The organism is Streptomyces sp. NPDC047886, from assembly GCF_043204435.1.
GTDB lineage: Bacteria > Actinomycetota > Actinomycetes > Streptomycetales > Streptomycetaceae > Streptomyces.
This window is the reverse complement of sequence record NZ_JBIDCF010000001.1, coordinates 173,161-195,210: the sequence shown is the minus strand read 5'-3', so window position 1 is coordinate 195,210 and position 22,050 is coordinate 173,161. Positions and strand designations below refer to the sequence as shown.

Here is a 22,050-nt window from a genome sequence, read left to right as displayed (position 1 = left end):
CTCGGCGTAGCAGTACCTACGACTTCAATGTCCGCACCGGAGCCCTTTCCCACATGACGAGCAGCACCGAGACCACCGCCACCACCCCGCAGGTTGCGGTCAACGACATCGGTAACGAGGAAGCCTTCCTCGCCGCGATCGACGAGACGATCAAGTACTTCAACGACGGCGACATCGTCGACGGCGTCATCGTGAAGGTCGACCGGGACGAGGTCCTGCTCGACATCGGTTACAAGACCGAAGGTGTCATCCCGAGCCGCGAGCTCTCGATCAAGCACGACGTCGACCCGAACGAGGTCGTCAAGGTCGGCGACGAGATCGAGGCCCTGGTTCTCCAGAAGGAGGACAAGGAAGGCCGCCTGATCCTCTCGAAGAAGCGCGCCCAGTACGAGCGTGCCTGGGGCACCATCGAGAAGATCAAGGAAGAGGACGGCATCGTCACCGGTACCGTCATCGAGGTCGTCAAGGGTGGTCTCATCCTCGACATCGGCCTCCGCGGCTTCCTCCCGGCCTCGCTGGTCGAGATGCGCCGCGTCCGCGACCTCCAGCCGTACGTCGGCAAGGAGCTCGAGGCGAAGATCATCGAGCTGGACAAGAACCGCAACAACGTGGTCCTGTCCCGCCGTGCCTGGCTGGAGCAGACCCAGTCCGAGGTCCGCCAGACGTTCCTCACGACCCTGCAGAAGGGTCAGGTCCGCTCCGGCGTCGTGTCCTCGATCGTCAACTTCGGTGCCTTCGTGGACCTGGGTGGCGTCGACGGCCTGGTGCACGTCTCCGAGCTGTCCTGGAAGCACATCGACCACCCGTCCGAGGTTGTCGAGGTCGGCCAGGAGGTCACCGTCGAGGTTCTCGACGTCGACATGGACCGCGAGCGTGTCTCCCTGTCGCTGAAGGCGACGCAGGAGGACCCGTGGCAGCAGTTCGCCCGGACCCACCAGATCGGTCAGGTCGTCCCGGGTAAGGTCACGAAGCTGGTTCCGTTCGGCGCGTTCGTCCGTGTGGACGAGGGCATCGAGGGTCTGGTCCACATCTCCGAGCTGGCCGAGCGCCACGTGGAGATCCCGGAGCAGGTCGTCCAGGTCAACGACGAGATCTTCGTCAAGGTCATCGACATCGACCTCGAGCGTCGTCGCATCAGCCTCTCGCTGAAGCAGGCCAACGAGTCCTTCGGTGCCGACCCGGCCTCGGTCGAGTTCGACCCGACCCTGTACGGCATGGCCGCGTCCTACGACGACCAGGGCAACTACATCTACCCCGAGGGCTTCGACCCGGAGACCAACGACTGGCTGCCGGGCTACGAGGCGCAGCGCGAGGCCTGGGAGACCCAGTACGCCGAGGCGCAGCAGCGCTTCGAGCAGCACCAGGCCCAGGTCATCAAGTCCCGCGAGGCCGACGAGGCCGCCGCTGCCGAGGGTGGCGCCGCCGCTCCGGCCGGTGCCCCGGCGGGTGCCTCCGGCGGTTCGTACTCCTCGGAGTCGGACGACAACTCCGGCGCCCTGGCGTCGGACGAGGCCCTGGCTGCCCTCCGCGAGAAGCTCGCCGGCGGCCAGAGCTGAACAGCTCTCGCCCCTAGCGACTAGCTAGCGACGACCGAGGCCCGTCCCCGAAAGGGGGCGGGCCTCAGTCGTGTCCGCTGCCGCACCCGCTCCCGCCCCCTGGCCCTGGCCTAGCCCCGGCCCTACTCCCGCCCCGGCCCTGCTCCCGCCCCGGCCTTGTCCTCGCCCCGGCCCTGCTTCCGGCCCGGCCCTGCTTCCGGCCCGGCCCTGCTTCCGGCCCGGTCCAGGGCTCGGCTTCCGGGTGCGGCCGAGGCCGGTGTCCGCCGCCCGGGGGCCGGAGAGGGGCGGACTGTGGACATGCCAAGGCAGGGGCCGATGGCCGTCAAGAGGCCCCCGCGGTCCCGGAGATGGGGCCGGCGGCCGCAGCCGGCGGGAATGCCCGTGGCACGCGCGACGTTGTCTCCTGTGAACACGAGGAGGAGCGGTAATCGTGCTTGATCCGCAGGATTTGTACGCATGGGAGCCGAAGGGCCTGGCCGTCGCCGACATGGCGCTGGCGCAGGAGTCGGCCGGCTTGGTCATGCTTTATCACTTCGACGGATACATCGACGCGGGCGAGACCGGCGAGCAGATCGTCGAGAGCCTGCTGGAGACACTGCCCCACCAGGTAGTGGCCCGCTTCGACCACGACAGGCTCGTGGACTACCGGGCGCGCCGACCGCTGCTCACGTTCCGGCGCGACCGCTGGACCGGTTACGAGACGCCCGCGATCGAGGTCCGCCTCGTCCAGGACGCCACCGGAGCGCCCTTCCTGCTGCTGTCCGGCCCTGAGCCCGACGTCGAGTGGGAGCGGTTCGCCCGCGCCGTGCGGCAGATCGTGGAGCGGCTCGGAGTCCGGCTCTCGGTCAACTTCCACGGCATCCCCATGGGCGTCCCGCACACCCGCCCCGTCGGCCTCACCCCGCACGGCAACCGTACGGACCTGGTGCCCGGGCACCGCAGCCCCTTCGACGAGGCGCAGGTACCCGGCAGCGCCGAGTCCCTCGTCGAATACCGCCTGATGGAGGCGGGTCACGACGTCCTCGGTGTCGCCGCCCATGTTCCGCACTATGTCGCCAGGTCCTCCTACCCGGACGCCGCGCTGACCGCCGTCGAGGCGATCACCTCCGCGACGGGCCTCGTCCTGCCCGGCATCGCGCACAGCCTGCGGACGCAGGCACGGCGTACGCAGACCGAGATCGAGCGCCAGATCGGCGAGGGCGACGAGGAGCTCGTGGCGCTCGTCCAGGGGCTGGAGCACCAGTACGACGCGATGGCCGGCGCCGAGACACGCGGCAGCCTGGTCGCCGAGCCGGTGGACCTGCCGTCGGCGGACGAGATCGGCCGCGAGTTCGAACGGTTCCTGGCCGAGCGGGAAGGCGACCTCTAGCGACCTCTAGCGGCCTCTGCGATCTCTGGCGACCTCTGGCGACCTCTGGCGACGTCTGGTGAGCGCGTCCGGCCGGGTCCGGCGGCGCCCGCCGACCGTGGTTCGAGCGACCGGGTCCGGCGGCCGCTCCGCCCGCACGGGAGCCCGCGCCCGTGAGAACCGGCGAGCCAGGGCCTAAGCTTCGGCTCATGCTGACCGTAGGGCTGACCGGTGGAATCGGCGCCGGCAAGAGCGAAGTGTCCCGGCTCCTCGTCTCGTACGGGGCGGTGCTGATCGACGCGGACAGGATCGCCCGCGAGGTCGTGGAGCCCGGGACGCCCGGGCTGGCGGCCGTCGTGGACGCGTTCGGGGCGGAGGTCCTCACCGCCGAGGGGACCCTGGACCGGGCGAAGCTCGGCTCCGTCGTGTTCGCCGAGCCCGAGCGGCTCGCCACCCTGAACGGCATCGTCCACCCGCTCGTCGGCGCCCGCTCCGCCGAGCTGCAGGCGGCGGCCGCGCCCGACGCCGTCGTCGTCCACGACGTACCGCTCCTCACCGAGAACGGGCTCGCCCCGCTCTACGACGTGGTCGTGGTCGTGGACGCGTCCCCCGAGACCCAGCTCGACCGGCTCGTGCGGCTGCGGGGCATGACCGAGGACGACGCACGCGCCCGTATGGCCGCCCAGGCCGACCGCGAACAGCGGCGCGGCATCGCGGACCTGATCATCGACAACGACGGGCCCCTGGAGGCGCTGGAGCCGCAGGTCCGCGAGGTCTGGGAGGAGCTGGCCGCCCGCGCGGCCCGCACCGCGCCCACGCCGGAGCAGCGGTAGCCGCCGCTCCCGGAAGAGATGTTGACCGGCCGGAGCCGGCGGGAAGGATATGACCGTGTCCGAGAGCACTCCCGAGACCCATGTCATCGACTACCGCGCGGCCGAACAGCTCCTGGCCGCGCGGGACCCTCGCGGGGCCGTCAAGCTGCTCGACTCGGTGATCGCCGCGCACCCGGAGAACACCGCCGCCCGGCTCCTGCGGGCCCGTGCCTTCTTCGCCTCCGCTCAGCTGCGCAGGGCGGAAGCCGAGTTCACACTCGTGCTGGAACGCGAGCCGGACAACTCGTTCGCCCACTTCGCCCTGGCCCGGACCCTGCAGCGCGCGGGCCGCGCCGCCGAGGCCGTCCGCCACTTCCGGCTGGCCGCGGCCCTCGACCCGAAGCCGGAGTACCTGGAAGCGGCCCGCTTCGACGCCGACTGACGCCTGCGCCGACACCGACTGGCGCCCGCGCGCCCGCACGCCCGACCGACCGGCGCCGGGGCTTCCGCGGCCGATCGTTCAGCTCCCGCCCGGAGGGCGGTGGTCCGGTTCGTACGGGGGCACGTCCGGGCCGGGCTGGTAGTGCGCTCCCTGCCGGATATGGCGTACCACCATGATCATGTCCGCGGCGACGACCAGGAACAGCAGGCCACAGGCGAGCGCCCACCCCGGCCGGCCCGCCAGGGAGAAGGCCGCCGTGCCCGCGCCGGCCCAGATCAGACCCCACAGGCTCAGCCAGAACCGCAGCCGCAGCGGGCTGCGTGCGGTGATCGGTTCACTGCCGGTGCGCATACTCCGCGCGTACCCCCGCACGCGACATCTACGAGCGCTGCGCGCAGGATGACGCGGCGGTGTCTTTACGCGGGGGACACCGGCACGGTACGGAGGGTCCTGTGCCCGCCCGGGGCACCTCGGCGAAGGGACCTGACACAGATGGAACCGGTGTGCACGACCCGGCAGGGCGCGGTACGCGGCAGACTCTCGCCGACGGGAGTCGCCTCCTTCCTGGGCATCCCCTACGCGGCGGCGCCGTTCGGGCCCCTGCGCTTCCGGCCGCCGGCCCCGGCGCCCGTGTGGAGCGGGACCCGGGACGCGACCGCGTTCGGGCCGACCCCGCCCAAGGCGCCCTACGCCCCGCCGTTCGACGCCCTCATCCCGGAGTGGATCATCCCGGGTGACGACTGCCTCAATCTGAACGTGTGGACCCCCGCCCCCGATCCCGGCGCGCGGCTGCCGGTCATGGTGTGGTTGCACGGCGGGGCCTTCACCAACGGGGCGACGTCCACACCCGCGTACGACGGAAGCGCCTTCGCCCGTGACGGCGTCGTGTTCGTGTCGCTCGCCTACCGCCTGGGCGTGGACGGCTTCCTGAGTATGGACGGGGTGCCGGACAACCGCGGGCTCCTCGACCAGCTCGCCGCCCTGGAGTGGGTCCGCGACAACATCGCCGCGTTCGGCGGCGACCCGGACCGGGTGACCCTCTTCGGCGAGTCGGCCGGCGCCCTGAGCATCGGCACCCTGCTGGCCGACGAGCGGGCCCGCGGCCTGTTCCACCGGGCCATCCTCCAGAGCGGCGCCGCCCATCACTTCCTGCGCCCCGGCTCGGCCCGCCGGATCACCGAGCACCTCGCGCGGAAACTGGCCGTACCGCCGACGGCCGAGGCGTTCGCCGACGTCCCCCTGGACCGGCTCGTCGCCGCGCAGGCCGAGCTGCGCGCCGAGATCGGCGCCCGGCCGGACCCGGCCCTGTGGGGCGAGGCGGCGCTCAACGCCATGCCGTTCGAGCCCGTCGTCGAGGAGCTGGCGCCGCCCGGCCCCGGCTGCCCGGTGGACCTCCTCGTCGGCAGCAACCGGGAGGAGTACCGGCTGTTCCTCGTCCCCACCGGGCGGCTGCATCTGCTGCCGGAGGCCAAGCTGCGGGCGACCGCCGAGGCGTACGGGCTCGACCCCGACAAGGCCCTGTCCGTCTACCGGGAGACCCGGCCGGACGCCGTGCCCGGCGAGATCTTCGACGCGCTGGTGACGGACTGGTTCTACCGGATTCCGGCCGTCCGGCTCGCCGAGTCGGTGCCCGGTACCCACGTGTACGAGTTCGCGCGCCGCTCCCCGGCCTTCGACGGCCTGCTGGGCGCCTGCCACGGCGGCGAGCTGGCGTACGTCTTCGACCGGCTCGGCGACCCCACGTACGCGCCGCTCATCGGCGATGACCCGCCCCAGCCGGTCGCCGACGCCATGCACGGGGCGTGGGTGGCCTTCGCGACGACCGGTGACCCGGGCTGGGCCGCGTACGACCACGGGCGGCGCACCACGATGGTCTTCGACGACGTGGCGCCGGGACCGGTGGACGACCCCCGCCCGGCCGAGCGCGAACTCTGGGAAGGACTGCGCTGACCTGCGGTGAAAGGGTGATCGGGGCGATTGTCAGACCCTCGCCGTAAGGTCGTGGATGCAGGAGTCATGGTGATCCGGCCGGCCCCGGCCGGACATCGCCTGCGACCGGCGAGGGGAGGTGATCGGACCATGGGTACGTTCGACGCGCCGAGCGCATCGGCCGACCGGCGGCAGCGTCCCTCCGCGCCCCCACAGACGCCGCAAGGAACACCGGGGACGCAGGGAGCACCAGGAGCACTGGGAGCACCAGGAGCACTGGGAGCACCAGGAGCACCAGGAGCACCGGGAGGACTGGGAGCGCAGGGAGTACAGGGAACGCAGGGAGCCCCGGGAGTACCGGGAATGCCGGGAGCCCCCGGAACTCCGGGAGCCGCTGGAACTCCGGGAGCACCGGGAGCGCAGGGGAGGCGGCGGGCGCGGGAGACACAGCGGACGCGCGGCACACCGAGCGCGCCGCGCGAGCCGCGCCCGCTGCACGGCTGCGCGGCCGTGTTCCTGCCGGACGCGCTGCCCCGCGCGGGCCGGATCGCCTTCTGGTCCCCGGACGACCGGGCGCCGGCCGCGCCCGACGGCGCCCGGACCCGGACGCTCACGGTCGTACGGCGGCACGGCGCCGGCGCCCGCAGCCGCACCGTCCCGGCAGTGCTGCTGTCCGTCGCCGAGGCACTGCCCCTGCTGGTCACCGCACGCCACACGGCGGGGGCGCACCCCGCCACCGCGTGCTGGGGCGCCGCCGCGCTGCACGCCCTGCACCTCGCCGCGCGCGGGCGCCTCCTGCCCGGCCTCACCGCCACCGACCACGACGCCTGGCGGGCCGGCCCGCTCGACGCCGACGACATCGCCCACCTGCGCGCGGTCGCCGCCGCCATGCCGTACGAGGCGTACGCCGCGCCGGTGGCCGGGGCGCGGCCGCTGCGGCTGCCCGACCCGGAGGCCCTGGTCCGGGCGTTCCTCGACGCGGTCGCCGACACCCTGCCGCGCACCCCCGCCGCCGCGTACGCGGCCGGGAAGCCGTTCGCGGCCGACGCCCCCCAGCATCTGCCCCGTGCCCGGGCGTGGGCGGCCGAGGCCGCCGCCGGCATGGACGCGGGCGTGCGGATCTCCCTGCGCCTCGACCTCTCCTCCTACGAACTGTTCGACACCGACCCCGAGGAAGGCGACGAGCGGCAGGCCGCCGCCGCGCTCGTCCAGGTACACAGCCTCGCCGATCCCACCCTCGTCATCGACGCGGCCGGACTGTGGGCCGGGCGGGGCGACGAGCAGTTCGGGCCCCGCGCCCGGATCGACGCGGTCCTCGCCCTGCGCCGCGCCGCCCGCGTGTGGGCGCCGCTCACGCGGCTCCTGGAGCGGCCCGTGCCCGACGTGCTCGCGCTGACCGAGAACGAGCTGTACGAACTGCTGGGCCCTGCGGCGACCCGGCTCGGCGCGGCGGGCGTCACGGTGCACTGGCCCCGGGAACTGGCCCGTTCCCTCACCGCCACCGCGGTCGTCCGGCCCGCGCCCGGCTCGGCCACCGACGGCACCGCCTTCTTCGACAGCGCCGAACTCCTCCGGTTCAACTGGCAGTTGGCGCTGGACGGCGACCCGCTCACCGAACACGAGATGGACACCCTCGCCGAGGCCCACCGTCCGGTGGTCCGGCTGCGCGACCGCTGGGTCGTCGTCGACCCCGCGCTCGTCCGCAAGGCCCGCAAGCGGGAACTGGGCCTGCTGGAACCGGTCGACGCGCTCGCCGTGGCGCTCAGCGGCACCGCCGAGGTCGACGGCGAGACCGTCGAGGCGGTCCCCACCGGCGCGCTCGCGGCCCTGCGCGACCGGCTCGTCACCGGACCCGCCGATATCGCCGCGCCGCCGGGCCTCGACGCGACCCTGCGCGACTACCAGCTGCGCGGCCTCGCCTGGCTGGACCTGATGACCTCGCTCGGCCTCGGCGGCTGCCTCGCCGACGACATGGGCCTCGGGAAGACCGTCACACTGATCGCCCTGCACCTGCGCCGCGCCCGCACCGCGCCCACCCTCGTCGTCTGCCCCGCCTCGCTCCTCGGCAACTGGCAGCGGGAGATCCAGCGGTTCGCCCCCGGCGTGCCCGTGCGCCGCTTCCACGGCGCCGACCGCTCGCTCGACGGCGTGGCCGGCGGGTTCGTCCTCACCACGTACGGCACGATGCGCACCAGCGCCGAGCGGCTCGCCGCGCAGACCTGGGGCATGGTCGTCGCCGACGAGGCACAGCACGTCAAGAACCCGTTCTCCGCCACGGCGAAGGCGCTGCGCACCATTCCCTCACCCGCCCGCGTGGCGCTCACCGGCACGCCCGTCGAGAACAACCTCTCCGAGCTGTGGGCCCTCCTGGACTGGACGACGCCCGGACTGCTCGGGCCGCTCAAGGCGTTCCGCTCCCGCCACGCGCGCGCCGTCGAGAACAGCGAGCAGATCGAGAACGACGAAGCGGTCGAACGGCTCGCCAGGCTCGTCCGGCCCTTCCTGCTGCGCCGCCGGAAGTCCGACCCGGGCATCGTGCCCGAGCTGCCGCCGAAGACCGAGTCCGACCACCCCGTCCCGCTCACCCGGGAACAGGTCTCCCTCTACGAGGCGGTCGTCCGGGAGACCATGGCGAGCATCGAGGGCGCCGAGGGCATCGCACGACGCGGCCTCGTCATGAAGCTGCTGACCTCGCTCAAACAGATCTGCAACCACCCGGCCCAGTATCTGAAGGAGGACACGGCCCGGCTGGCCGGCCGGTCCGGGAAGCTCGCCCTGCTCGACGAACTGCTGGACACGATCGTCGCCGAGGAAGGTTCGGTGCTGGTCTTCACGCAGTACGTGTCCATGGCGAGACTGCTCACCGCGCATCTGGCCGCCCGCGCGATCCCGTCGCAACTCCTGCACGGCGGCACCCCGGTGGCCGAGCGGGAGCGGATGGTGGACCGCTTCCAGTCCGGCGACGTGCCCGTCTTCGTGCTCTCCCTGAAGGCCGCAGGCACCGGCCTCAACCTCACCCGGGCCGGCCACGTCGTGCACTACGACCGCTGGTGGAACCCGGCAGTCGAGGAGCAGGCCACCGACCGGGCGTACCGCATCGGGCAGACCCAGCCGGTCCAGGTGCACCGGCTCATCGCCGAAGGCACGGTGGAGGACCGCATCGCCGACATGCTCCTGGCCAAACGGGCCCTCGCCGACGCCGTCCTCGGCTCCGGCGAGGCGGCGCTGACCGAGCTGACCGACCGCGAACTGGCCGACCTGGTGTCGCTGAGGAGGCCGTCATGACGCCCGGCACCCACCGCACGGCACCCGGCCCCGAAGGCCGGGGCGGCGGGCGCGGCGGCGTACGGTCCGGCCGCACGGTGCCGCCGCACGGCGACCGGCGTCGTACGTTCACCCGGCTGCCGTCGGCGCCACCTGCCGCGACGGACTCCGCGCCGCGCTCCGCGGCACCCTCCGCGCCGGACCGCGACGACCGCCGGTTCGCCGCCACCTGGTGGGGCAACGCCTGGGTGGAGGCGCTGGAGGACACCGCCCTGGACCCGGCGCGGCTGGCGCGGGGACGCGCCTACGCGGGCCGTGGCCTCGTGGACGCGATCACCGTGACGCCCGGCCGGGTCACCGCCTACGTCCACGGCAGCCGGGCCCGGCCGTACCGGGCCGACATCCGGCTGCGCGTCCTCGGCGACGACGACTGGGAAAGCCTCCTGGACACGGCCGCCGAGCGTCCCGACCACATCGCGGCACTCCTCGACAAGGACGTCCCGCACGCCCTGGCCGCCGTCACCGACCTGCTGCCCGGGCCCGGCGACCTCGTCCCCGACTGCTCCTGCCCGGACGACGGCTACCCCTGCAAGCACGCCGCCGCGCTCTGCTACCAGGCGGCACGGCTCCTCGACGAGGACCCGTTCGTGCTGTTCCTGATGCGCGGACGCGGCGAACAGGAGATCCTCGCCGCGCTCGGCAGGCGCAACGCCGCCCGGTCCGCCGCCGAAGCCGGGGCCGCCCCGCCGCCGATGCCCACAGTGCCCGCCCGCGCGGCCGTCACCGCCGAGCCCGCGGTGGCCCTGCCGCCTCCCCTGCCCGTGCCCGCCCAGCCGGGCCGTCCGCCCGTCTACCCCGAGGACCCCGCAGCCCCCGACGCCCTGGCGCTGGAGCTCCTCGCCACCGAGGCCGCCGCCCGTGCCCACACGTACCTGACCACCGGCCGCGACCCGGTCGCCGCGCTCACCCCCTGGCAGGACGCCGTACGGCTGGCGGCCGCCCACCCGGGCTCCGGGCTCACCGCCTCCACCCGCGCCCTGTACCGCGACCTCGCCGGTGCCCTGGACCGCACGCCCGCCGACCTGGCCCGCGCGGTCGCCGCCTGGCGCCAGGGCGGGCCGGCGGGCCTCGCCGTCCTGGAGGAGTCCTGGGATCCGCCCGCAGGCCCCTTCGACCGGGCCCGCCCCGCCCTGATCGCCGCCGACTTCCCCCACTTCCGTCCCTGGCGCAACCGGCTCTCCACCGCCTCCCTCCAGCTCCGCTACGGCCGTGACGGCCTCTGGTACGGCTACGAGTCGGACCACGGGCGTGAGGACTGGTGGCCGCGCGGCACACCCGACCCGGACCCGGTGGGCGCGCTCGCCGACCTCCTCGGACGGTGAGTGGCGGGAAGGCGGGCGGAACGCACGGGCAGCGGTGCTCGCCGAGGAGGAGACCGGCGACAGGGCCGCGACCGCCGACCCGCGACACCACCGGCGGAGACGTCCCGGGCGGGACGGTGATCCAGGCCGGCACATCCGGAGCCTGAACCTCGGTCCCCGGGGCGGCTGGGACGGCATGCCCCGCCCTCCTCACCTACGGCACCCGTTGTGATGACAATGCGTGGAGGTGATGTGAAAGTTCGATTAACTCGCCACTCGTTGGGGTGAATGGTGTATGCGTCATAACCCGCGTTGGCTGTAAGGCGTTAATTCCGGTACGGGCGAATGCCCGTGAAGGTCTCCGGAAGGCAGGAAGCCATGAGACACACTCGCCGAAATGGCCTCGTCGCACTGATGGCCACGGGCGGCGCACTCGCTCTCGCGGCGGGCAGCGCCCACGCCGACGCGGACGCGGCGGGCGCCGCGGCCGACTCTCCCGGGGTGATCTCCGGCAACACCGTGCAGTTGCCGGTGGACGTCCCGGTCAACATCTGCGGAAACACCGTCAACGTGGTCGGACTCCTCAACCCGGCGTTCGGCAACAAGTGCGCCAACACCGGCGGGTCGGAGGGGCATCGCCACAAGGACCGTCCGGGCACGCCCCATGGAAAGCCCGGCGACGGAAAGGCCGGCAGCGGAAACACCGGCGGTGCCTCCGCGCAGAGCGTCGGAAAGGATTCCCCCGGTGTGATTTCCGGCAACGGGATCCAGCTGCCCGTCGACCTGCCGGTGAACGTCTCCGGCAACTCGGTCAGCTTCGTCGGCATCGGCAACCCGGTCTTCGGCAACGCGTCCAGCAACTCGGGCGGCAAGCCGCCCACGCACGTGGTCACCCCGCCGAAGCCCCCGGTCAAGGACAGGACGCCGGGCACGCCCGCCACGCCGCCCAAGCAGGACGAGACCGCCCCGCCGGCCTCGGAAGGCTCCGTGCCCGCCCCGCACGGCTCCGTGTCCCTCGCCGAGACCGGCGCGGGCGATCTGGCCGGTCTGGCGCTGCCCGCCGCGGGCCTGATCCTCGGCGGCGCGCTGCTCTACCGCCGCTTCCGCCCGGCGTCCGACGCCTCCTGAGCCCGGCAGCGCGCCGAGCGACTCCGGGGCGTACCCGGAGTACCCGAGCCGCACCCCTGTCCGTGGCCGCGCAGTCCCAGCCGCTCACCGCCGCCAGGCCGACAGCACCGCCTCCATGGCCGGTGCCACCCGGGTACGGGCCTGGCGGCGGGGGACGCCGCGCATCAACAGCGCGTCGTACGCGGTGTCGACGTGCCGTACCGACGCCCGCACCGCCGCGGTGACCGCGCCCTCCTCCAGTGCCCGCCCCGCCGCCGTGCGCCCCACCCGCCCGCTGCCCCGCACCGACGCGTGCGCCGCGATCTCGGCGACCCGCTCCGGCGGGCACCCCGGAAACAGCCGCTGGATCTCGGCGGCCAGGGCGGCCGTGAACCGTACGTCCTGTGCGGCACGCCGTTCCGCGTCCCGGGCCCGGCGGCGGGCCCGCGCGTCGGCGTCCGCCAGACACGCCGCCTCGGCACGGGCGAGGGCGGCCTCCTCGACGAGGATGCCCTGCCGTTCGTAGCGCGTACGGCGCCGGTTGTGGCGTACGACCACGGCCCACAGCGCGCTCGCCTCCCGGGCCCGGCGGGTGAGCGCCGCGTCCCCGCGCGGCAGATGGACCAGATGGCCCAGGTCCGCGCAGTCCAGACAGAGCGGCGCGTGGAACTCCAGGACGAGCCGGGGCAGCGGCCCCCGCCGGCACTCCGCGCAGTGGCGCGGCCTCAACGGCTCGATCACCACGATCGGGGCGGTCGCCGGCATATCAGCGTCTCCTCCTCCGGCCGCGTCCTCCCCTCCTCCGTTCCCTTTCCCTCCCCGGCCGGTCCCGCAGGAAGAAAACCATTCGATCCGGCCGGCCGGTACCGGTTAGCTTTCCCGGGTGGGGAACACGAAACTCAACCAGATCATCGCCGTCGAGAAGGGCGTCAAGTCCAAGGCGCACCAGGACCTGACCGCCGCGCACCACGGGCTCCAGAAGCCCGCGCTGCTCGCCGGTATCGCGCGCTCGTACCAGCCGAAGGACGAGGAGGGCGAGCAGCTGCCGCCCGAGTCGACGCTCGTGCAGGTCAAGGCCGAGGAAGTGCTGAGGGCCACCGCGAAGACGCTCACCCGGCTGTTCGACGTGACCGCCACCAAGGACTGGGCGAACTGCGCGGCCCGCGCCGACATCACGGTCGACGGCCGTGTCCTGGTGAGCGATGTGCCCGTCGCGTACCTCCTCTTCCTGGAGAAGCAGCTGACGGACATCAACACCTTCGTCCGCAAGCTGCCGGTGCTGGACGCCTCCGAGTCCTGGACGCAGGATCCGTCGACCGACGCGTGGAAGACCGAGCCGGTCCGGACGCTGCGTACGAAGAAGGTGCCCCGCAACCATGTGAAGGCGGAGGCCACCGACAAGCACCCGGCGCAGGTCGAGGTGTACTACGAGGACGTTCCCGTCGGCTACTGGACGACGGTGAAGTTCTCCGGCGCGCTGCCCGCCCGCCGTGTGAACGAACTACTGGACCGGGTGGAGAAGCTCCAGCAGGCGGTGAAGTTCGCCCGCGAGGAGGCGAACAGCACGGAGGTCACCGACCAGCGGGTGGGTGACGCCGTCTTCGGCTACCTCTTCGGGTAGCCGACCCAGAACTCCCCGGCCTGGTACGCACCCGGCCGGGGTGCGCGAGGAGCGCAAAGCTGAAGCTGAAGCTTGTCGTGAACCACGCGGTCCCGGTGGAGGTTCGAGTCCTCCCCCCGGCACTCACGAGCCGGGGTGGCCCAACGAGGCAGAGGCAGCCGCGATGAAACTCAGACTCTCGCTCCAGACTCAGCATGCGCCGCTCATCGCCGGATCGACCGGGCTCGGGCCCTGGTGCGTCGAAATGCCGGTTCAAGTCCGGCCCGCGGAGCTCGATCCGCGGTGGTCCAAAGGAAGGACGCGACGACATGACGATGACCCGGGTCCTCAAGTGTGCCGGCGTGTGAAGAGGAGCGGCAACGATGGGTCCGGGGGCCGGCTACGCCCTCGGACCCGCTGCTTTTCCCGCCCCCTCACCCCGAGCCGACCGGTCCCACCCCGCTCCGGCCGGTCCCACCCCGCTCCGGCCGGTCCCGCCCCTGACGGCCCGTGAGCCCCTGACGGACCGTGACGGCTCCTGGCGGCCCCCCGGATCGGCCGCGCCCGGCCTGCCGCGCGGTCACCGGCCGCGCGGGTGCACCGGCCGCGCGCGGGCGCCCGTCTCACTGGCGGTAGCCGCCCAGGAACCGGCCGATCCGGCTGATCGCCGCGTCGAGGTCGTCGGCGTGGGGGAGCGTCAGGATGCGGAAGTGGTCGGGGCGCGGCCAGCTGAAGCCGGTGCCCTGCACCACCTGGATCTTCTCGCGCAGCAGCAGGTCGAGGACGAACTGTTCGTCGTCGTGGATCCTGTGCACCTCGGGGTCGAGGCGGGGGAACGCGTACAGGGCGCCCTTCGGCTTCACGCACGACACCCCCGGTATCTCGTTGAGCTTCTCCCACGCCCGGTTGCGCTGCTCGTACAGCCTGCCGCCGGGGGCGGTCAGCGCGCGGATGGACTGGTGGCCGCCGAGCGCCGCCTGGATGGCGTACTGGGCGGGGGCGTTGGGGCACAGCCGCATGGAGGCGAGCATGGTCAGCCCCTCCAGATAGCTGCGGGCGTGCTGCTTCGGGCCGGTGACGACGAGCCAGCCGGAGCGGAAGCCGGCCACACGGTACGTCTTCGACAGCCCGCTGAAGGTCAGGACGACCAGATCGGGGGCGAGCGCCGCGGCGGCGTGGTGGACGGCGTCGTCGTACAGGATCTGGTCGTAGATCTCGTCGGCGAACACCATGAGCTGATGGCGCCGGGCCAGGTCCAGGATCCCCTCGACCACCTCACGCGGATAGACCGCGCCCGTCGGGTTGTTGGGGTTGATGATCACGACGGCCCGGGTGCGGTCGGTGATCTTGGACGCCATGTCGTCGAGATCCGGGTACCAGTCGGCCGACTCGTCGCAGAGATAGTGCACGGCCCGGCCGCCGGCCAGGGTGGTGACGGCGGTCCACAGCGGGAAGTCGGGGGCCGGGATCAGAACCTCGTCGCCGTCCTCCAGCAGCGCCTGGACGGCCATGGAGACCAGCTCGGACACGCCGTTGCCGAGGAACACGTCGTCCACGCCGACCTCGGTGAGACCGAGCGCCTGGTAGCGCTGGGCGACCGCGCGACGGGCGGAGAGGATGCCCCGGGAGTCGGTGTAGCCGTGCGCCCGCGGCAGCATCCGGATGACGTCCTGGAGGATCTCATCGGGTGCCTCGAACCCGAAGAGTGCCGGGTTGCCGGTGTTGAGGCGCAGGACGCTGTGGCCCGCCTCCTCCAGGGCGTCGGCGTGCTCGATCACCGGGCCCCGGATCTCGTAGCAGACCTCGCTGAGCTTGCTCGACTGCCGGAACTCCATGCGGTGACCTCCCAGAAGGTGTGTTGCTTGGTTTTACCAAGTAGGAGCTTGGAAAGTCCAACAACATGTCTAGACTGCGTCGCATGCCACGTTCCACCGACCGCCGTCGGAGCTATGACCAGTACTGCGCCGCCGCCCGCGCCCTCGACGCGGTCGGTGACCGCTGGACGCTGCTGATCGTCCGCGAGCTGCTCGCCGGTCCTCGCCGGTACACCGACCTGCACGCCGACCTGCCGGGTGTCAGCACGGACATGCTCGCCTCGCGGCTCAAGGACATGGAACGCGACGGACTCGCCGTCCGCCGCCGGCTTCCGCCGCCCTCGCCCGCGTACGTGTACGAACTCACCGGCCGGGGCCGCGAACTGCTCCCGGTGCTGCGGGCCATGGCCCGGTGGGGCGCGCCCGCGCTGGACGGCCCGCGACCCACCGACGCCGTGCGCGCCCACTGGTTCGCCGTTCCGCTGCTGTCCGCGCTGGAGGCGGCGGGGGAGCCGGGCGTCGTCGAGATCGCGCTGGACGAGGGCGAGTTCCACGTACGGCTGACCGCCGGATCGCCGCCCGTGTACGGGGACGGCCGGCACGAAAGCCCCGACGTACGGCTGCGGCTGGACGCCGACACGTGCGCGGCCGTCGCGCGCGAGGAGCTCACCGTCCCGGACGGGGTGAAGACCGGACGGGTGGAGGTCGCGGGCGACGGCCCGCTCGCGGCCGCGCTCAGGGGTGAGACGGCGGGCCGGGGCGGCGCGCCGGCGTGACGCGGTGGCATGGCCGGGCGCGGGTCGCGGCGCCCGAAGGGCCGCCCCCCTGAGCCGTCCCGCCGGGGCGAGGCGGCAGGATGGAGGCGTGCGACTGGAACCGATCACCTGGGAACGGCTCGCCGACGCCCTCGCCGCCCATGTGGACTCCCTGCGGCCGGGGGACGGCGGGCCGTGGCCGAAGGTCGCCGTGGACGGCCCTCCCGCCGCGCGTCCCGGCGATCTGGCCGACGCCGTGGCCGAGGAACTCCGGCTGCGCGGCCGGGCGGTGGCGAGCATCGGAACGGCCGGCTTCCTGCGGCCGGCGTCGCTGCGCTACGAGTACGGCAAGGAGGACCCCGACTCCTACTACAGCGGCTGGTTCGACACCGGCGCCCTGTGGCGGGAGGTGTTCGGGCCACTGGAGCCGGGCGGCGGCGGACGGGTGCTGCCCGACCTGTGGGACCCGGTCGCCGACCGCGCGACGCGCAGCGCGTACCGCGAGCTGCCGCCGGGCGGTGTCCTGCTGCTGCACGGGCCGTTCCTGCTCGGGCACTGGTTCCCGTTCGACCTGACGGTCCACCTGAGGCTGTCGGGCCCGGCCCTGGCACGGCGGACCGGCGAGCGGTGGACGCTGCCCGCGTTCGAACGGTACGAGGCGGAGGTCGGCCCCGTGGACGCGGCCGACATCGTCGTACGGGCCGACGACCCCCGCCACCCGGCCTGGACGGGCCTGCCCTGACCCGCAGGAACGGCGGGAACCGGCCCGTCAGGACGGACGGGCGCCCACCAGGGCCACGGCCTCGGCACCCGCGCGGCACCCTGCCGCCGCGGCCTCCCCGACGGTCGCCCCGGCAAGGCGGGCGGCCAGGAACCCGCCCGTGAACGCGTCGCCCGCGCCCGTCGAGTCGACCGCCCCGGCCGGTGGCGCCGCCACCCGCGCGACCACCTCGCCGGCCGCCGCGACCAGGGCGCCCCGCGCGCCGAGCGTCACCGCGACCAGCGGGAACCGGCGGCTCAACGCGGCCGCCGCCTTCGCCGGTTCGGGCAGCCCGGACAGCAGCGCGGCCTCGTCGGCGTTGGGCAGCAGCACAGCGGCGCCGTCCAGCGCGTCGAGGAACCGGTCCACCCCCCACTCGCCGATGAACCCCGCCGACGCCGGGTCGACGCTCACCGGAACGCCTCGTTCCAGGGCCGAGGCCAGCGCTGCGGACGCCGCGCCCCGGCTCGTCCCGGCGAAGAACAGGTACCCCGACACATGCAGATGGGCGACCCCGTCCAGCAGGCCGGGCGACCAGTCGGCGGCGGACAGCCGCAGCGCGGCGCCGCTGTCCGTGAGGAACGTCCGCTCGGCGGCCGCGTCCACCAGCGACACGACCGTCGCGGTCGGCGCCTCCCGGTCCACGACCAGCAGCGGTCGCACCCCGGCCCGGCGCAGCCGCTCCTCGTGCCACGCGGCCCGGTCGGTGCCCACGCGGGCCAGGATCCGCACATCAGGGCAGCCGGCACGCACCGCCCAGCAGGCCACGTTGGCGCCCGCGCCGCCCGGCAGCGTGCGGATCTCCGCCTCCGTGTCGGTCCCCGGCGCCAGGGGCTTGCGGTGACGGGCGACGACATCCGTCACCACGTCCCCCACCACGAGCAGCCCGCCGCCGGCGCTCCCGCCTCCCCTCCCACCCCCGGAGCCCCCGCCCCCGCTGCCCGTGTCGCCGCCGCTGCTCGCGCCCCCGCTCACCGCGCTGCCTCCGCTCACCCCGCCCCCGCTGCCCGTGTCGCCCCCGCTCCCCGCGCCGCCTCCGCTCCCTGCGCCCCCGCTCACCGCGTCGCCGTCGACCAGGCCGCCGCGATGCGCGCCGCCAGCCGTACGTTCCCCCGTACCGCCGCGAGGTTTGCCTCCAGGGACGCCCCGTCGGTGTGCCGGGTCAGATACTCCAGCAGGAACGGCGTCACCGCCTGCCCGCCGATCCCGCGCTCCCGGCACTCCGCCAGCGCCCGCGCCAGCACCCGGTCGTGCAGGGCCGGGTCCAGCTGCTCCGCCTCCGGCACCGGGTTGGCGACGACCAGCGCCGACGCGGGGCCGCCCAGCGCGTCCCGCGCCCGTATGACCGCCGCCACCTCCTCGGGCGTGCGCACCGTCCAGTCGACCGGCTCGCCCGACGACGCCAGATAGAACCCGGGGAAACGATCCGTCCCGTACCCGAGCACGCCGACGCCCAGCGTCTCCAGCCGCTGCAGCGTCGCCGGCACGTCCAGGATGGACTTGACGCCCGCGCACACCACCGTGATCCCGGTCGTGGCCAGCAGCCGCAGGTCCGCCGACTCGTCCTGCGTCTCGGCCCATTCACGGTGTACGCCGCCGAGGCCGCCGGTCGCGAACACGCGGATGCCCGCCCGGGCCGCGAGGAAGGCCGTCGCGGACACGGTCGTCGCCCCGCTCGCGCCCAGGGCGACGGCGGGCGCGAGGTCCCGGTGCCCCAGCTTGCGGATCCCCGGGTCGCCCGCCACCCGCTCCAACTGGCCCTTGCCGAGGCCCGCGTGGGGTGAACCGTCCAGTACGGCGATCGTGGCGGGCACGGCGCCCGCAGCCCGTACCAGCGCCTCCAGCTCCTCGGCGACGGCCAGATTGCGCGGGCGTGGCAGCCCGTGCGCGATGATCGTCGACTCCAGGGCGACGACGGGGCGGTGCGCGTCGACCGCCTCCCGTACCTCTTCCGACAGCACCACTGTGGTCTCAGGCATGACCCATCCCTGGCGCGCTCGCCACGCCGCCAAACATCACCCCCCCCGCCCACCGGCCCGCGCCCACCCGCCGCACCCCCCGCGACAGCGGCCCGCCTCCGCCCCGGTCCCCTCCGCCCCAGCCCGCCTCCGCCGCGGCTACGACTTCGCCGGGGCGGCCGGACGGCGCCGCCGTACCGTGAGCAGGACGAGCGGCAGCAGCAGCGCCGCCCCGACCCCGTTCAGCCAGCCGTAGCCGGCGTTCGCGACGATCAGTCCGGCGGTGACGCCCCCGACGCCCGCCGCGGCGTTCATGGTCAGGTCCGACAGGCCCTGCGCGGCGGCCCGTGCCGCCGCCGGCACGGAGTCGGTCAGCAGCGCCGACCCCGCGACCAGACCCGCCGACCAGCCGAGCCCCAGGAGGAACAGCCCGGTGGCGGTGCGGCCGTGGCTCGCCCCCGCCGTGCCCGCCAGCAGCGCGGCGGAGCCCAGCAGGACGACGGCCAGCCCGATCACCGGCAGCCGCCCGAACCGGTCCGACAGCCGGCCCATCACCGGCGAGAACGCGTACATCCCGGCGATGTGGACGCTGATGACCAGCCCGATCAGCTGGATGTCCGCGCCGTGGTGCGTCAGCGCCACCGGGGTCATCGACATGATCGACACCATGGCGGTGTGCGAGACGGTGACGGCGAGCAGCGCCAGCCGGGCCCGCGGCGACTCCCGGACGGCCCTGACGCCCGCGCGCAGGGAGTGGCCGCGGGGCTCCCCACCGTCCTCGGCCGCGAGCGCCCGCGCGGTCAGCAGCGGATCCGGTCGGAGCGCCACGGCGACGACGAGCGAGGACAGCAGGAAGACGCCGGCCGCCCACAGGAACGGTCCTGCCGCCTCGGGCACGCCGAGAGCGGCCGCGCTGCGCCCGGCAGGGGCGGCGATGTTCGGCCCCAGGACCGCGCCGATGGTGGTCGCCCAGACGACCGTCGAGATGGCCCGGCCGCGCCGCGCCGGCTCGGCCAGGTCGGCGGCCGCGAACCGTGCCTGGAGGTTCGCCGACGAACCGGCCCCGAACGCGGCCATCCCGGCCAGCAGCAGGGGGAAGTTGTCCGCGATCGCGGCGAGCACCACGACACCCGCCCCGGCCGCGCCGATCAGATACGCGGCGACCAGTCCGTGCCGTCGGCCGCGGGCCGTCATCAGCGCGGCCAGCGGCATCGCCAGCAGCGCCGTCCCGGCCACCATGGCGGTCGGAGCGAGCCCGGACAGCGCGTCCGTACCGCTGACGTCGCGCGCGAGGACGGCGGCGAGGGCGATACCCGTGGCCACCCCGAGCCCGCCGAGGATCTGGCTGACGACCAGCACGACCGTCGTGCGCCGTCGGAGGATGGGCAGATCGGCCGCCGCCGGGGGTGACGTCACCAGCACGGAGACCTCGGGAGTGTCGGAGTGGTAGTTGCTGACACAGTGTGCCACCCCTTACGGGTGGGGAACAGAGGTGCGAAACAATGAGGGAGGGCCATCTGGGGCGGGCCTCAGAACAGCGGCTCGGGCAGCACCCCCTCCAGCGCCAGCAGCCGGCGCTTGGTCTCCCGGCCGCCCCCGAAGCCGCCGAGCCCCCCGTCGTTCTCGACCACGCGGTGGCACGGCACGACCACCGGCAGCGGATTGGCGCCCATGGCGGCTCCCACCGCCTGGGCCGCCCCCGGCTGACCCACCCGCCGGGCCAGGTCCCCGTACCCGACGACCGCCCCGTACGGCACGCCGGACGCCAGCTCCCGCAGCACCTGGCGGGTGAAGCCGCTCGTCAGCGACCAGTCCAGGGGCAGCGCGAACCTCCGCCGGGCCCCCGCGAAATAGGCGTCCAGAGCGCGTATCGGCTCGGCGAGCCACCCCGACGCGTCCTGCACCGGCTCGGCACCGAGCGTGCTCCTCAACCGCTCAAGCGCCCGGTCCCGGACGGCTCCGGTCGCGTGGAACACCACGTTCACCAGCCCGTCGGCGGTCGCGGCGAGCAGCAGCGGGCCGATGTCGCTGCCCGTGACGGCCCACTCCACCCGCACCCCGCCGGGCCGCGCGTCCCGTACGTCCCCCACATCGCTGTCCATGCCGACCACCGTACGACCGGCCACCGACAACGCGACCGGGATCGCCGTCCGGCCCGCGATACGGGCACGCCTCCACGAACGGCGAGCGGGCCCCTCACACCGGCATCACCGCTGTCGATTAATCTCCACACAAATGTCTGATCGGCGCCTGCGGCGCCATAGCCCCGGCCCCTTACCAGCGGGTACACATGGCACACCACCGAGTGGCACGGCCGGGGCGAGGCGCGAGGGCGGAGGGCGCAGGGGTATGCGGGGCACAGTCGACGGATTCAGCCATGGTCTGATCACGCCCGTGATCGCCTACCTCATGGCCTGCCTCGGCGGGGCCCTGGGCCTTCGCTGCACCACCAGGTCCGTCCGGGACCGGGGAACCTTCCGCCCGGGGTGGCTGGCCCTCGGTGCCACGTCCATCGGCGCCGGCATCTGGACCATGCACTTCATCGCGATGACGGGCTTCACCATCGCGGAGGCGCCCGTCGACTACGACCGGCCCGTCACCTTCGCCAGCCTGGCCGTGGCGATCCTGATGGTCGGCATCGGCATCTTCATCGTCGGGCACCGCGGCGCGACCGCCATGGCCCTGGTCACCGGCGGCACGATCACCGGACTCGGCATCGCCACCATGCACTACCTGGGCATGGCGGGCATGCGGGTACAGGGGCGGCTGGAGTACGACACCGTCACGGTCGCCCTGTCGGTCGTCATCGCCGTGGTGGCGGCCACGTCGGCGCTGTGGGCGGCCGTCTCCGTCCACGGCTTCCTGCCCAGCGTCGTCGCCAGCCTCGTCATGGGCCTCGCCGTCTCCGGCATGCACTACACGGGCATGGCCGCCGTCCGCGTCCACCTGCACACGGACGCCACCGTGGAGGCCCTGCGGCCCGCGGGCGACACGGCCACCTCGCTCCTCGCGCCCATGCTCGTCGGGCCCGTCCTCTTCCTGCTCCTCGCGGCCGTCGTGGTGATGCGGGACCCGCTGCTCGTGACCGGCGGCCACGACGGACCCGGCACCGCCCACGCGGCCACCCGCCGGCCCGGCATCCCCGCCCCGCGCGACGGCCGCGCCCACGACGCCGGGGCCGGCGGGTTCGCCCGCCCGGGGGCGGCGCGCCGCGACACGTGGTCCCGCGACCGCTGACCGCCCCGGAGACCGAACGGCAGGGCCCTGGCGATGCCCGGGGCGACGGCCTGGCGACGCCTGGGCGAGGCCGATCACCGCCCGACTGTCAGTGGTGAGTCGTACGG

At 73.9% G+C, this 22,050-nt stretch carries 19 protein-coding genes and 1 tRNA gene; 13 read left to right on the top strand and 7 right to left on the bottom strand.

Annotated elements, in window-relative coordinates; translation table 11 throughout:
* The first annotated feature begins 53 nt into the window (after positions 1-53).
* From rpsA to ACGF5U_RS00890, 4 genes are all read left to right on the top strand, one after another.
* Positions 54-1,556 (top strand): 30S ribosomal protein S1, encoded by a 1,503-nt coding sequence (gene rpsA / locus ACGF5U_RS00905; RefSeq protein ID WP_392714135.1) that lies wholly within the window; start codon positions 54-56, stop codon positions 1,554-1,556.
* Positions 1,557-1,986: 430 nt separating this feature from the next.
* On the top strand, positions 1,987-2,925 hold the full coding sequence (locus ACGF5U_RS00900; protein ID WP_392714137.1) for a PAC2 family protein: 939 nt from the start codon (positions 1,987-1,989) through the stop codon (positions 2,923-2,925).
* 188 nt (positions 2,926-3,113) lie between these two features.
* Positions 3,114-3,737 (top strand): dephospho-CoA kinase, encoded by a 624-nt coding sequence (coaE, locus tag ACGF5U_RS00895; RefSeq protein WP_392714138.1) that lies wholly within the window; start codon positions 3,114-3,116, stop codon positions 3,735-3,737.
* 55 nt (positions 3,738-3,792) lie between these two features.
* Positions 3,793-4,158, top strand: coding sequence for a tetratricopeptide repeat protein (locus ACGF5U_RS00890; protein WP_392714139.1), 366 nt, complete (start codon positions 3,793-3,795; stop codon positions 4,156-4,158).
* A gap of 78 nt (positions 4,159-4,236) precedes the next feature.
* Here the strand turns inward: ACGF5U_RS00890 and ACGF5U_RS00885 are convergent, their stop codons facing one another.
* A complete protein-coding gene (locus ACGF5U_RS00885) occupies positions 4,237-4,509 on the bottom strand; it encodes a DUF6343 family protein (RefSeq protein ID WP_392714141.1) in 273 nt (90 codons plus the stop codon).
* Positions 4,510-4,650: 141 nt separating this feature from the next.
* Here ACGF5U_RS00885 and ACGF5U_RS00880 point away from each other — a divergent pair, with 141 nt between their 5' ends.
* The 4 genes from ACGF5U_RS00880 to ACGF5U_RS00865 all read left to right on the top strand — a co-directional run bounded on the left by ACGF5U_RS00880 (position 4,651) and on the right by ACGF5U_RS00865 (position 11,840).
* Entirely contained in the window at positions 4,651-6,108 is a 1,458-nt protein-coding gene (locus ACGF5U_RS00880; RefSeq protein ID WP_392714143.1) for a carboxylesterase/lipase family protein, read from the top strand.
* Between the two features lie 342 nt (positions 6,109-6,450).
* Positions 6,451-9,372, top strand: coding sequence for an SNF2-related protein (locus ACGF5U_RS00875; protein ID WP_392714145.1), 2,922 nt, complete (start codon positions 6,451-6,453; stop codon positions 9,370-9,372).
* Positions 9,369-10,733 (top strand): SWIM zinc finger family protein, encoded by a 1,365-nt coding sequence (locus ACGF5U_RS00870; protein WP_392714147.1) that lies wholly within the window; start codon positions 9,369-9,371, stop codon positions 10,731-10,733. Before ACGF5U_RS00875 ends, ACGF5U_RS00870 begins: the two co-directional genes overlap by 4 nt.
* A 357-nt stretch (positions 10,734-11,090) precedes the next feature.
* Positions 11,091-11,840, top strand: coding sequence for a chaplin family protein (locus tag ACGF5U_RS00865; protein WP_392714149.1), 750 nt, complete (start codon positions 11,091-11,093; stop codon positions 11,838-11,840).
* An 84-nt stretch (positions 11,841-11,924) separates the two neighbouring features.
* Here the strand turns inward: ACGF5U_RS00865 and ACGF5U_RS00860 are convergent, their stop codons facing one another.
* Positions 11,925-12,584 (bottom strand): DUF2293 domain-containing protein, encoded by a 660-nt coding sequence (locus ACGF5U_RS00860; protein ID WP_392714151.1) that lies wholly within the window; start codon positions 12,582-12,584, stop codon positions 11,925-11,927.
* A gap of 118 nt (positions 12,585-12,702) precedes the next feature.
* Here ACGF5U_RS00860 and ACGF5U_RS00855 point away from each other — a divergent pair, with 118 nt between their 5' ends.
* The gene (locus tag ACGF5U_RS00855) at positions 12,703-13,440 is read left to right on the top strand and encodes a hypothetical protein (RefSeq protein ID WP_392714153.1); all 738 of its coding nucleotides are present in this window, start codon (positions 12,703-12,705) and stop codon (positions 13,438-13,440) included.
* Positions 13,441-13,474: 34 nt separating this feature from the next.
* Positions 13,475-13,562 (top strand) — tRNA-Val (locus ACGF5U_RS00850).
* Between the two features lie 480 nt (positions 13,563-14,042).
* Here ACGF5U_RS00850 and ACGF5U_RS00845 read toward each other — a convergent pair.
* Positions 14,043-15,254, bottom strand: a complete 1,212-nt coding sequence (locus ACGF5U_RS00845; RefSeq protein WP_392714155.1) for a pyridoxal phosphate-dependent aminotransferase — start codon at positions 15,252-15,254, stop codon at positions 14,043-14,045.
* Between the two features lie 65 nt (positions 15,255-15,319).
* Here ACGF5U_RS00845 and ACGF5U_RS00840 point away from each other — a divergent pair, with 65 nt between their 5' ends.
* Positions 15,320-16,009, top strand: a complete 690-nt coding sequence (locus ACGF5U_RS00840; protein ID WP_392714157.1) for a winged helix-turn-helix transcriptional regulator — start codon at positions 15,320-15,322, stop codon at positions 16,007-16,009.
* A gap of 88 nt (positions 16,010-16,097) precedes the next feature.
* Positions 16,098-16,730 (top strand): uridine kinase, encoded by a 633-nt coding sequence (locus ACGF5U_RS00835; protein WP_392714159.1) that lies wholly within the window; start codon positions 16,098-16,100, stop codon positions 16,728-16,730.
* A 27-nt stretch (positions 16,731-16,757) separates the two neighbouring features.
* On the opposite strand, the gene ACGF5U_RS00830 is transcribed toward ACGF5U_RS00835, so the two are convergent.
* The 4 genes from ACGF5U_RS00830 to ACGF5U_RS00815 all read right to left on the bottom strand — a co-directional run bounded on the left by ACGF5U_RS00830 (position 16,758) and on the right by ACGF5U_RS00815 (position 20,808).
* On the bottom strand, positions 16,758-17,633 hold the full coding sequence (locus tag ACGF5U_RS00830) for a carbohydrate kinase family protein (RefSeq protein ID WP_392714408.1): 876 nt from the start codon (positions 17,631-17,633) through the stop codon (positions 16,758-16,760).
* A gap of 170 nt (positions 17,634-17,803) precedes the next feature.
* Positions 17,804-18,727: a pseudouridine-5'-phosphate glycosidase gene (locus tag ACGF5U_RS00825; protein WP_392714161.1), complete on the bottom strand. Its 924-nt coding sequence runs from the start codon at positions 18,725-18,727 to the stop codon at positions 17,804-17,806.
* Positions 18,728-18,865: 138 nt separating this feature from the next.
* Entirely contained in the window at positions 18,866-20,128 is a 1,263-nt protein-coding gene (locus ACGF5U_RS00820) for an MFS transporter (RefSeq protein ID WP_392714410.1), read from the bottom strand.
* A 107-nt stretch (positions 20,129-20,235) separates the two neighbouring features.
* Positions 20,236-20,808, bottom strand: coding sequence for a methylated-DNA--[protein]-cysteine S-methyltransferase (locus tag ACGF5U_RS00815; RefSeq protein WP_392714163.1), 573 nt, complete (start codon positions 20,806-20,808; stop codon positions 20,236-20,238).
* A gap of 247 nt (positions 20,809-21,055) precedes the next feature.
* Between ACGF5U_RS00815 and ACGF5U_RS00810 the strand changes: the two genes are divergently transcribed.
* Complete coding sequence (locus ACGF5U_RS00810; RefSeq protein WP_392714165.1) at positions 21,056-21,943, top strand: MHYT domain-containing protein; 888 nt, start codon at positions 21,056-21,058, stop codon at positions 21,941-21,943.
* The last annotated feature ends 107 nt before the right edge of the window (positions 21,944-22,050 follow it).